9 protein-coding genes are annotated in these 12,211 nt (G+C 57.5%); 6 read left to right on the forward strand and 3 right to left on the reverse strand.

Annotated features, from left to right (window positions below):
- The first annotated feature begins 621 nt into the window (after positions 1–621).
- On the forward strand, positions 622–849 hold the full coding sequence (locus tag D6B98_RS37505; protein WP_126261968.1) for a hypothetical protein: 228 nt from the start codon (positions 622–624) through the stop codon (positions 847–849).
- A gap of 867 nt (positions 850–1,716) precedes the next feature.
- Positions 1,717–2,442 (forward strand): outer membrane protein, encoded by a 726-nt coding sequence (locus D6B98_RS37510; protein WP_126261969.1) that lies wholly within the window; start codon positions 1,717–1,719, stop codon positions 2,440–2,442.
- Between the two features lie 346 nt (positions 2,443–2,788).
- Here the strand turns inward: D6B98_RS37510 and D6B98_RS37515 are convergent, their stop codons facing one another.
- Complete coding sequence (locus D6B98_RS37515) at positions 2,789–3,514, reverse strand: LuxR family transcriptional regulator (RefSeq protein WP_126261977.1); 726 nt, start codon at positions 3,512–3,514, stop codon at positions 2,789–2,791.
- 105 nt (positions 3,515–3,619) lie between these two features.
- A complete protein-coding gene (locus tag D6B98_RS37520) occupies positions 3,620–3,805 on the reverse strand; it encodes a hypothetical protein (protein WP_126261970.1) in 186 nt (61 codons plus the stop codon).
- A gap of 1,052 nt (positions 3,806–4,857) precedes the next feature.
- Between D6B98_RS37520 and D6B98_RS37530 the strand changes: the two genes are divergently transcribed.
- The 3 genes from D6B98_RS37530 to hemN all read left to right on the forward strand — a co-directional run bounded on the left by D6B98_RS37530 (position 4,858) and on the right by hemN (position 8,890).
- Positions 4,858–5,574 carry a sulfite exporter TauE/SafE family protein gene (locus D6B98_RS37530; protein WP_126261971.1) on the forward strand — a complete coding sequence of 239 codons (717 nt, stop codon included), beginning with the start codon at positions 4,858–4,860 and terminating at the stop codon, positions 5,572–5,574.
- 512 nt (positions 5,575–6,086) lie between these two features.
- A complete protein-coding gene (locus tag D6B98_RS37535; protein ID WP_126261972.1) occupies positions 6,087–6,290 on the forward strand; it encodes a hypothetical protein in 204 nt (67 codons plus the stop codon).
- A gap of 1,232 nt (positions 6,291–7,522) precedes the next feature.
- Entirely contained in the window at positions 7,523–8,890 is a 1,368-nt protein-coding gene (gene hemN / locus D6B98_RS37540) for an oxygen-independent coproporphyrinogen III oxidase (RefSeq protein WP_126261973.1), read from the forward strand.
- 415 nt (positions 8,891–9,305) lie between these two features.
- Here the strand turns inward: hemN and D6B98_RS41190 are convergent, their stop codons facing one another.
- Positions 9,306–9,995, reverse strand: coding sequence for a hypothetical protein (locus D6B98_RS41190; RefSeq protein WP_235884880.1), 690 nt, complete (start codon positions 9,993–9,995; stop codon positions 9,306–9,308).
- A gap of 1,053 nt (positions 9,996–11,048) precedes the next feature.
- On the opposite strand from D6B98_RS41190, the gene D6B98_RS37555 reads away from it, so the two are divergent.
- Positions 11,049–12,140, forward strand: a complete 1,092-nt coding sequence (locus D6B98_RS37555; RefSeq protein WP_235884881.1) for a carbohydrate porin — start codon at positions 11,049–11,051, stop codon at positions 12,138–12,140.
- Positions 12,141–12,211: the final 71 nt, after the last annotated feature.

Raw genomic sequence — 12,211 nt, forward strand, 5'->3', positions numbered from 1 at the left:
GTCGTACGCGCCAGGGATCGGCGACTCGGTGTTTATGGGCTACCGTCCCGTAAGCGAGCCGGTTCCGCTGGCTTTTCCGAATCACAACTGTTCGCCACCACGCTTAAAAGCGGGAGCCCGCACCCAGAGCAGGAGGCCGCGAAGGGTCGAGCAAAGAACGACGCCCCGCGGACACATGTCAGAAAGCAAACAAGCAGTGGCCGGAAAACGCCACACGCTTCGATAAACGCGTCCTAGCTAGAGACTGGGAAAGGAGGGGAACGATCCATTTTCATCGATGTTCGTCTTTACTCGTGATTGGCATGGCCCGATCTTCCGATTGCAGGAAGAAGAGCCTCAATTATCGACCGATACCAAGCAACAAGCGCACTTCGGCAACGAAGCCGCGCGAACAGCGCGAGCTCGTTTCAGCCGCTTCAGAATTATTCGAATGCGCCTGGCAATCCGACACGCGGGTCATCGGAACTTCAACAAACATCTGTAAATTCATTGAACATCGAGACCACCTCGATGTCCGAGCGTACTGCGGCTCTGATGTCTTACTAGCTGGTACAAGCCACAGACGCTCGGTTTGCTCTTGCGAAGGTACTTCCTTGTATCAGGACGGCGTGGAGTGTTGAGATGGATCAGCAGATGCAAGATGCTATCGTGAGCGTCGCATTTGATAAGGCCTGGCGCTTTGTTGAGAAGGATCCGTTGCTGGCGCATAATCGCAAGACGGTCCTCCATAGCCGGTTGTGCACTTTCCTTGAGTCTTCGATAAAGAAGGGCGAACGGAATACGTTGAATCTGGCTAACGAGGCGATACGCAGCTTGCGGGCTGAGCTGGCGCGGTCGACCGAGCAATAGGCGCCTGAACCCGCACTGCCACATAGACTTGGCTTGTTGCGGGTCTTGGGAACCTTATGCGGCGGAAAACACCGGGGCAGAGCGTGGTGGAGCTTCCCCTCCAGTCATGTTCAGCCCGTTGAAGAGGAGCACATTCGCGACGACTATCGCCTATGCAGCTCTTATGGTGACCCCAGACCAGTCTCCTGGAATCCAGTGCAAGTCGGCGACGAGGCGGGATAGCCGCGCTAATATTCGCTGGCGCCAGGAAGAGCCATACCGTTTCCTCTCCTGACTTTTGGCTCGGCACGAGGTCCCGCAAGTTCAAGCAAGAGCCTCGTCAAGCACAGCCGCATCGGCTCCTTGACACCCGTCGATCGAGGTCGAGGTTGAGGAACATCGTGCTAAACTTGCGAAAGGTCCTGAGCCAGAGCGGTCCAAGCCTGCGATCGATCATCGCCGTATCACTCACGATTGCAAGCGGCAGCACGATCGTCCTGCCGGGGAAGTGAGCCTGATCGCAAGAGACGCGTTCTGGATCAGCGGTCTTCTTTTGCCGAACTCTCTGAACGAGCATGCCCGGGACGTGTTGGCGCAGCCTGGCTTTGTCGCTAGTCAGCGAAAGAGAGAGCCAAACAGCTCGTAGCACTGCGTCCCGTCACAGGCCATCATGAACGGATCGTATTCAAAGAATCATCTGCACGAAGCGACCAGTGTCCCGGCCCCAGCATTTCGGTCGAGGCATGGAAAAGATGCGCGCTCCACAATCTGACGCGGCGTGCGATTGGGATCATTTCTTTCGACGACATGTTGTGCGGCAGTTACAGCAATTCGCGATCTTATTGTTAAACGCACGGCGCCGGGGGGCATCGAAAGGAACGAACTCAAATGAAGAATTTTCTGATTCTGACTGCAACCATCGGCGCACTCGGTGCCGCCGCTCCCTCGTTCGGCACGGACTTGGCGGGGCAACCTGCCAAGGTCAAGGCGGTACCGCTGCCAGCCGCAGCCCCGATCATCGATTGGTCCGGCTACTATATCGGCGTCAATGGTGGCTGGGGAACGAGCCGCAACTGCTGGGATTTCAATGGTGTCAGTCCCGAGGGCTGCCATAATTCGACTGGCGGCACCATTGGCGGCCAGATCGGCTATCGTTGGCACATCTTCAACATGGTCTACGGCATCGAAGGACAGGGCAACTGGGCCGATTTCAGCGGCTCCAATGTCAGCACCGCCTTTCCGGCAAACACCATTGGCACCACGACAGACGCATTCGGTCTACTCACGGGACATATCGGCTACACGTTCAATGCCGTCCTACTTTACGGAAAGGGTGGCGCTGCGGTGACCAGCAACAACTATCTCATCAATTCGGTAGCTTCTCGCACCGAGCTTGCGAACAGTAATGATGTGCGTTGGGGTGGCGTGCTGGGAGCCGGTGCGGAAGTCAGCCTCACGCCGAATTGGTCAGCTGGCGTCGAGTATAACCACTTGTTCATGCAGCGCAGCAACATAAGCTTCCCAGGGTTTCTCGGCACGGACCGCGCCCACCAGGACATCGATCTCATCACGGCGCGGCTCAATTACAAGTTTGGCTCGCCCTTTGCCAAATAAAGACCTCCACGCCGTTGCGTGAATCGGAACTCCGACCCCCGGGTCGGGGTTCTTTCCTCAGCTGCTCCTCTTCCTGCCGGCCCCAATCCAGTTCCGAAGCACCAGGTGCGAGCCCGTCTGAGTAAGATCCAGAGGCTGGTTGGAGTGTGGCCGAGATGCTGCCAACACACTGGAGGAACAGGTCAGTGGATTCGACAATTCATCGATCTGGTGAAAGTCCCACAACCTCACGCAGCGTGAGATAGCGGACTTGCCCAAAGGAGCGTTGCGAGCTCGCCGAAGGTGCCATGCACTATGTCAGAAGCTGGAAGCCCATGATTTGGCTGCTAGTGCCCCGTTCTCAAATTCAAAGAACATTTAGGCGAACTGCCACAACGACCGCTTGAATCCGGCTGGCTGCACCCAGCTTTCGCATCGCATTCTTGACATGAAAGTTGACTGTATTGTCGCTGATTCCCAGGATTTTCCCAATTTCCCATGACGATTTCCCCTCCGCCACCCACTGCATGCAACTGATCTCCCGCGGCGATAGTGCAACTTTTCTTTCGCAACCATTATCGCAGGGACGAGAGATGTCGCCACAGGCGGCGTGAAACTGCCAGGCCAGCGCGTTGAGATGACCGATGCGGTGCTGAGGATCAGCATCGTCGAACGCAGATGCAAACGACACCACAGATATCCGACCCAACGGGCCAAACAACAGCACACTCATGCCATGCTTCAGCCCCGCCTCTCTCGCCTCGTTCAGTACGCGTCTTTCGTCCGGTAGAAGCTGACAGTGGTCGGCGAGTTGATCCCACAAAAACGGCCGCGAAAGCATCGGCGTCCGCCGGACCACCGGATCGATAGTATGGTACTTGCGCTTGAAGTAGCGGTCGCACCAGTCTGGCGGCCACTTCACAGCCACAGTCGGGGGTGGATACTCTGCCAAGCGAAGTGGCTCAACGAAGTTGAGAGAGCCGTATGCGACTTCACTGAAGCCTTCCTTGGTAGCACAGCCTACAAGAAGCTCGAATAGCTCTCTGAGCGAATGAGTCTGGTTCGCGCATTCGGTGACGCTAAAGAGGTCCATGATGGGCGCTTGAGCACGACGAACGAGCTCCCCGTCGTCGGGTTCGATTGCGCTTGTTTCAGGCGGAGCCAAATTCCAGTCCATGAGCTGCACTCGAGGGTTAGTTTATTCGTGCAGTCTGAGCGCTCGCGCTATGCCGGACGCCATTCGACGAATTCGTTGCGCCGCCGCCGCATGCACCGGCATGATCGCATCAAACACCGGAGATAGCGTCATCATCCCTGCCTCCGAGGCTGAGCGGAAGTGATCGGTCCAGTTTGCGGATAACGCACTGGCCAAATCGAAAATCATCGCCCCTGATCCGTATTGGAGGAGGATGCCATCGATACGAACCCAACGGTGTCCCGTTTGATCATCCCGATGGTCCGCGGGGGCCTGGACTGAGCTTCCAGACAGCTCCACCGGCTAGAGGCTTGGCTCTGTTGAGCTTGCATAGCGAGAAAACGCAGCCGAACGACGCTTTGGTTTGTCTCGGGGCCGAGCACGACGAGATCCTGGGCTCTGATCTGCGCGATACGGCTAAGCTCGAGGGGCTTGGCGGCCCGGAACTCGACGAGTGTCCTGTCAGCATCCATTCTTTGCTTAGGGACGAAGACAATACGAGATTCATGTCTTTTCCCAATCTTGCGAATTGCCATCGCTAACCGTTCGCCGATTCTCCGCCGTGCGACGGCGCCGGTGACGGAATCGATGAGCAACACGGAACAGTCGAGGCAGAAGCCATACTACCCGCATCATTGTGCGCCGTCTCATCGAATCCGTCCGGCAGGCCTGGCGCAAACGTACCGAACGTGCAGAAAGGGGCCACCTTAAAGGCGCAACGAGAGATACTCGTAACCGCGAGATCTGCTTGATGCGGAGGACATTTTGCATGCGCTTCTCCAGCAGGGAGACGACCCGCGCCAGACCAGCAAGTGTCATACCAACTGCTGATTTCACAAAACCAGACGTCCAGAAAGAGCTTCGAACGCGCATGGTTGGCGCGACGTCGGTCCGTCGAAGCATTCATGACATGCGGAAAGCCGACAGCACGTCGCGAGACGCAACACGAGGTGAGTTACAGCAAGAAATGCAGCTCACCTCGGCGGCCCGTCGAGTGCTGCTTCCTCAGGAAGCAACGCAGTCCTATTCCAGCCAGTCAAGTACCAAGTCGGCAATTGATTGGACGGTCCAAACATGGCACTCGCTAAAGGAACTTGAACTGACTGGACCTTTGCCCAGCTATTCCGGCGAAGCGGTTCGATCCGTCCCCAAGCAGAAAAACAGTCAGACCGCACCTGATTGCGCGACTCATGATGGGCTCCGTGGAAAAAGGCGAAGATCGTCGCCAAGATCGGTGAAGCATGGCTTGTCTGCTCATCGCGATCATCTCACTGCTCTATGCGAGCGTTGGCCAGGCTGGTGGCACTGCATTCCTCTCGCTAATGGCATTTTTTGGTATGTCATTGACAGAGATGCGCCCGACGGCACTTGGTCTCAACATTGTCGTCGCGGCTTATTCTACGTGGCTCTTCAACCGCAACAAGGTCGTTGACTGGACCATCCTGCGCCCGCTTCTCTTTTCGTCCATGCCAGCGTCGCTTGCCGGCGGCTTGATTGTGCTCGATGGCCACATGTACAAGACGCTGACCGGGCTCGTTCTTCTTCTGGCGAGCGCCGTGATGATCATGCAGCGGGGACGTGCTGCTGATCGTGTTTGCGAAACTCCGCTCACGGCAATCGTGAGCATTGGCGCGGCCCTTGGCCTGGTTTCCGGTCTGACCGGCGTGGGTGGTGGAGTGTTTCTCGCGCCGACGCTCATCACACTGAATTGGGCATCACCGAAGCAGACCGTAGCGTTATCACCCCCTTTTATTCTGGCCAATTCCACAGTCGGATTCGTCGGAACTTTTTTCACCGGCCAATTTCCCTCTCCGGATTTGGCTCTTTACGCTATCTCCGCGCTGGCGGGTGCCGTCGCTGGAACGATAGTCAGCCTGAACTGCCTGAACCCGGCAGGCATCAGATTTATCCTCGTTGCGGTTCTGGTCATTGCCGGCATCCAATTGGTTCTCGCTTGAAAGTCTCAACTCCCATCTTTCGTGGATCGGCAGGAGGTCCAGCACGGTCAGATCGGGGTGCAACATGATGAAGGCGGCAGCTTATGTCTGTCCGCGCGCCTTGACTAACTCTGAAAGCCGCCAACGCGAACACGAAAAGCTGTCGGGTCGAGCGGCGATGGGGCGGATCACCTCGTGCATCCCAGCTGATCGTCATGGGCCGAGCGGTCCGTACCTCGTCACATCCCGTTCGCGCTTTCCAGTTGCCGGGAGGGTCAATGTCGGCGCGGCGCGCGAGCGGGATGAAGCGTACCTCCATCTCGTCCATGGCTTGCGCGCCCCTCTCATCTAGGGCGCAAGAACGCGGGAAGAAGAGCATCTGATGGGAGGCGATCGGGCACGCTCTCGCTACCCTGCGGATCGTGCCACGGGGGCGCATTCGACTTCTTCAAGAGCGGTCGGGGCCTGGAAACTCTACTTCAATGTAGAACTGCAACGCCGCGCGTGTGTGTGGGTTACGTTCTCATGGAGTCATGGAGAATGTCAGGGAAGATGATGTGCTGAGCGCCAGAAAGACGCAGGCAATTCTTGAGCGCATGGATGCAAAGCGCGGCAATGAGCCGCCTCGGCCACGAAGCCGTCAAAATGTTGCGCGTGCTGCCTTTGAAATCAGCCGCGCCAATATACTCATCCTTTTACCGGTGCCGAATGAGTTCGATGGCTTCGGCGTTGTATAACAGAGCTTGGGTGGGGTGCCCACTTTCGACTGATCGAGCTGTTTGGCGGCCATCTCCTTCCGGCCTGGCTAGGCTCAGCTCTCATTTTCGCGAGGCGAGCTCCAGGTTTGGTGGCCTACCGAACCACAAACTTCCTCGATCCGTTGTGAATGGACTGAAATGCCAGGCCGCGAAGGCTACTTTCATGCAATGAATAGGCGCAAGATCATCTCCCAGTCGGCTCCTGCATGGCAGCGCCAGCTCGCAGCATCAGAACATAGTGACGGGTTGGTCGAAACCTGACCAGGCGGTCTATGTGAAGCTGAGAGCTGCAGGTGCATCGCATCGATACGACGCCAATGGAGGCTAACGGAATAGATATGCGCGATCTGGCAGGGATCGATAGCTCCAAAGCCGATGTAAAAAGACAACAACCCAGTTTGAAGCAGAATAGAAACTATTGCAGATAGTGTCTCGCCCGATTGCATCTGGCCGGGATTCGCTTGCCATCAGCAGGCGCCCAAAAGTCGTTGTGAGTTGGTGAGCCGCATTAGACAGCGACGACACGCCGCCGAACCAAGGCGCCCCGACGCACTTCGCCGGGGGGCTGAACGTGCGCTGGGGTCGCCCCAACACCATCAGTACATCCGTGATGATGCTTGTGGCAATGAGACAACCAGCGTGGCGGAATTGAGGCTTAGGCGTCCGATACTAGAGATTAAGAATGGCTTTCGTCGGCCGCGCTAAAGGACTTTGAATCGCACGTTGCGTCAGGTTTTGTGCTATTGCGCTCCTCGCGCTCTCATCTAGCAAGCAACTTATCTTTTGTGTCACGCCGGCCTTTGACGGAGGCATCCGTCGAACTCTGTGAGCAACCAATCGGCTTTGCTTGAAAATATCGGTTTGAAGATCGAGAAGCCGAGCTGCTCTTGGTGAGACCTACAAGTCCCTGTGTTGGTCGCAAAAATGACGGGCCGTCGGCGGATGCGAACCGGCGTGCCCTCGGATGAGCGATTGATCGCTCGCGCCGGCTCTCTAGCCGCTTCAACCGTGCTCGGACGAGAAAATTCATACCTAAACGTCCAAATAATCGCCAACGAGCGGCTCTCACTCCTTGCTCTGCCCCTAAGCCGCGTTGGCAGTAACATCGAAAACGGGACCAGATCTCAGAAACCACTACGTTTGACATAACGCAAAGACACAATTGACGGCATCGGTCAGCTTCATGCTGTTGAGCATGGGAAAGTTAAGTCTTGCAGACCTCCCTTCTAAACAAGTATTGCGATGCTCGCCTGCCTTGGTACACCATCTATCCAACCGTACCGGAATTCTCCGCGATGGTCGGAGCCAAGACTTGTGAGACATGGCTGAGGCGGCTGCCTCCCGACGAGCCCGTATCGCTCTACATCCACGTTCCGTTCTGTCGCTCTATCTGTTGGTATTGCGGTTTTCCTACAAGCCTCACGCGCGGCGAGCGACCGGTCCGCAATTACTTGGCAGCAGTGCGGGACGAGATATGCTTGGTCGCAGAGCAATTGCCGCGCGCTCTGCCGGTGCACGACGTGCATTTCGGCGGCGGTACGCCGACCACCATTGCACCGATCGATTTTGTCGCCTTGATGGAACTCCTGCGCCACTGCTTTGCGTTCAGTAAATCAGCTACCATCGCCATAGAAATCGATCCGCGTGGGGTCACGGCCGAGATGGTCGAAATGTTACAAGCGGCTGGGACCAACCGCGCGAGCATAGGCGTGCAAAGCTTCGACCCCGCGGTTCAAAGGGCGGTCAACCGAGTCCAGAGCGAGGTACAGACGGCTTCTGTCGTCGAACGTCTAAGGCAGCATGGCATAAGCCGCATCAATTTCGACCTTCTCTTCGGACTGCCGCATCAGACAGTGCGGTCCTGCGTTGACTCCGCGCGAACGGCTCTAGCCATGCGGCCAGACCGGCTTGCGGTTTTCGGCTATGCTCACGTCCCCTCCTATATGAAACGTCAGCGCCAGATCGATGAGACGGCGCTGCCGGATAATGTCGCCCGCGCTGAGCAAGCCGCGGCTATTGCAGATACGCTGGTCTCAGCCGGCTACCGCCAGATCGGGCTCGACCATTTCGCCCTGCCCAATGACGAGCTCGCGCTGGCCCAGAAAGCTGGTCGGCTGCGCCGCAACTCGCTGGGCTATTCGGCTGATACCTGCAAAACCGTAATCGGCTTAGGTCCGTCAGCCATCGGCCGTCTGCGCGACGGTTACGTCCAGAACGAGATCGCAACCGCTTCCTATCACCAACACATTCAGGCTGGCCGCCTGGCAACCTCAAAAGGCTACTGTCTCACCGCCGAAGATCGCCTCCGCGCAGCAATCATCGAGCGTCTGATGTGCGATTTGCAGGCCGACGTACCAGCGATCTGTGCTGCTCACGGATTTGATCCGATTCCTCTTCTCGGTTCCGCCGGCCGCCTGGGAATGCTTGCAGAAGATGGGATCGTGGACATTGAAGAGGGATTCATTCGAGTCAAGCAGAAGCACCGGTTTGTCGTTCGCGCTGTTGCTGCCGCTTTCGACACTTATCTCGACCGCACCCTATTATTAAGCCACGCAAGTGAGCAGATCGCAAAGCTCTAAGCTCGTCGCGGGGGCGATAAGAAGCCATCGGGCAGGCACGCCAGATTGGTGTGATGACGCGACCTTTCAGATATGATCTCAAAACTGGCGAGGCTGATTGGAAGAGAGCTGATTTAAAGGAAAGGCGCAGCGTATTCCGCCGTTCAGGATCACGGTTCGAGTGCTCTCCACCACCTGCCCTGGAGTGCTCTCGATGATAGTGACGGCCTCACTACATGCCGCTGGAGACGACGGCGCCCGCACAAGCTCCGGGTATTTTACGGCCGGAGGCAGCTTTGCGAACCTACGGGCCACTTCATCGAGCACAGTTGGAGACTCGACCACGCCTGCCGCGTCTCAGACCTCAAGGCTCGGCAGTCTTCGGTGCGGCGATCACTGGCGCGCCTCCGACGGAAACAGGTCCCTGCGGTTTGGATCACCCGAAGCGTTTCCTGGCGACGCTCGAAGCAGCCCGGGCTGGCGACAAAGGAGGCTCGGAAGCAGCAGAAGGAACAGGTGTTAAACTCTGCAGCGAATCGATCCGCGAAGCCAGAATGGTGATCTGATCCAGGATCCCTTTGAGGTCATCCCGCTGAGCGTTGACCCGGCTGTTGAGCACTGAGATCTCATCTCCGGTTTTCTGCAGTGCCCACTTTATCTCAAACAAGGATGCCCTGTCCTCCAGTGACAGGCTCATCGTTGAAGCTTCCGGCGTCTCGATAAAGGTTTCAAGGTTAGCCCAAAGCCAGGCGCCAGCAGCACACGAGCCAACGAGGACAAGCGGGAGCACCAAAACCGGGAGGAACCGTCTTGACGGCCCGCGCAAAAGCGGCCGCCAGTCTGAAGCGGCCGCTTGATCCATCAAATCCATTGTCCCTCGCTCAAGATCCCATTCCAGCAGGCTTGTTTCGTCGACGCGATAGGCTGCGATGCTCACGCGCTCCAGGAGCTGCGAGCGCCGACAATAATCAATCTTGCCGAGCGTCCCGATCGGCCACCCTGCTCGTATGAAACGCTGCTTCTTGAGGTACGCAACGCGACAATTTGCGCGCGTCCTCCATGATAGCGTCACCAGCGAGCAACGGTGCTCATTTTCGCCGGCGATGGCGCAGCAGTTTCTCGCCATTCAGAAGAACCTTGGCGATTTTCTTACCCGCGGCACGAATGCAAACCGTCCACTTCATTCCTGCAGAGTGTGGATGGAGCCCCCTCTTGCCGGACCAGCAACCTCATCCGGGGCGGCCACGGCTGATCGGCCGAGCGGCAATGGCCGATTGGAACGGCAAGCACTGTACCTGGTCAACTACCAATTCCGGCAGATTGTTCGAGATGACGGGCTCGTGGCAAGGGTGACCAACGAACGTCGCGTACGTCAAGGATTCGGATGCAGGACGGGTTGTGCCGCGCTCACGGCAGTCAGCAACTGTTTGCCGATACTCGCCAAAGCTGCTCGATGGCTGATTCCTCCGGTCTCCTGGGCCATCACTATGGATGTTGTGGTGAGGTTGGCGCGCGAGCAAGTTCAAGCCTGGCTATTGTCTTGTGTTTCGCTGAGAACGATACCGCTAAAGCGCTTCGTGAATCCAAGCTTCTTGCACGGAGAGCCTTGCTTGCCGGTCGCTGCCGTTTCGTCCAGAAAGCCGCCTTCGATGCAGATGCGCGACACCGCCAGACTCGCCTAACTCACAGTGAGCAGGGCGGACATTCGCAATGTTTTGGCGGCCAGGCCAGCAAGCCCCCGCGCGCTCGTCGTGAGCATTTGCCGAGCCAGCGCCCTCCTCTGGCTCCCGGCGCACCGGCATCATGCACGAGCAAAGTTTCGGACCAGATCATCGTCGTGCCACGGGGTGAGAGGTTCAGCAAACCTGAGTGGTCCTCTTCGGATAGATCATGTTCTGGCTCGTCCCCCTCGCCCTCGGACGCGCAAACGCCGGGAGCTCACTCTGGCCAATCAGGCCGCAGTTCAATCTATTCATGGCCGGGCGACATGGGCCCGAAGTACGCCATTCGTGATTGCCCTCTCGCGACGAGCTCGACTCGGACACACTCGGCTACGGCAGCACGCAAACCAAGGGGAAAGCGATTTTGGCTCGTTATCGCGCTTTCGCTAGCGGCTTGTCTCGTCGGCAATTCCGTACTGGCACAAACCGCGAGCGGACTTGATCCGAGTAACCACTCCGTGGATCAGGCCAGCAAAAGAGGAAAGACCCCCGATCGGGCCGCAAGGCTCCCGATCGACCTGATCCGTCAGGAAATCCGCGCTCCTGCCTCGGCTCCAGCAGCAGGTCTCGGGGTGCCTTTCGAGAAGCGCGGCAATGCGGGCGCGGGTGCTCAGAGGAGACCGCAAAAGACGATCGATCCCTTCGAAAGGTACGACGAGCTGCGTGAAAAAGGGTTGTGGTTGAACATACCTGGCCCTGCGGACACGATTGATCAGGACAGGGACGGCGTTAGATCGGCGCTGGCAGATGTCGGCATCGGGTACATCGGCTGGACACACAACAGCTTTGCAAACAACCAGCTACCGAATGCGGCCAGAAGCCCTATCGCAAACCAGCTCTATATGGGCCAGAATCCGACCTTCGCGTCGGCAAACTTCATGATCGTTACCTACGATCTCAGCCGGTTTGGCATTGCCGACGGACAGATTGTCGTAGGAGCCGAGCAGCAATACTGGACGTGGGATCGCCCGGGACCAGATCGAGCGGGAATCAATACGCTCGCCTACTATCAGACTTTCTTCGACAGGACGCTAGAACTCAAGCTTGGCTACCTGAGAAACCAAAATGAGTTCACCGGCACATTGTTCGGAGGGATTACAGGATCGAACATGTCTGCCTTGTTCCAGGCAGGGATGAGCACCAATGCTGCGCCGACGCCGGCGGTCAACTTGAAGTACAATTTTGACGATCGCTTGTACAACAAGGTTTCCGTCCAGCGCTCAATCAGTCCAGATGGTGCCTATGCCCACATAACCGAGAATCCCACCGGCCTGAACTGGAGCACGGCCAATGCAGGCATCCTTCTCGTTGACGAAGCCGGCTACAAGAGCAAGTCGGCTCCCGGCGTACCCGACACGTGGCTGCGGGCGGGCGTTGGTTTCAACAATAGCCGCTACACGAATTTGGCGGACCCCAAGCAACAAAGGGAGACTGGGAATCATTTTCACTACATCGCTGTGGACAGGCAGCTCTGGCAGAGCGACGCCCTTGGGTTGCCGTCTCGCGGCATCTATGGCGGCTTCTCCATCATGGAAGCTCCGCCTGACTGAGCTGGCCCCGGTTGTCTGAACAGAATATCCGCGTCGATAAGTGGAGCCTCTGCCGGGGTTAGGCTGCCGTG

It is taken from the genome of Bradyrhizobium sp. LVM 105 (assembly GCF_003957705.1).
Taxonomy (GTDB): domain Bacteria; phylum Pseudomonadota; class Alphaproteobacteria; order Rhizobiales; family Xanthobacteraceae; genus Bradyrhizobium; species Bradyrhizobium frederickii.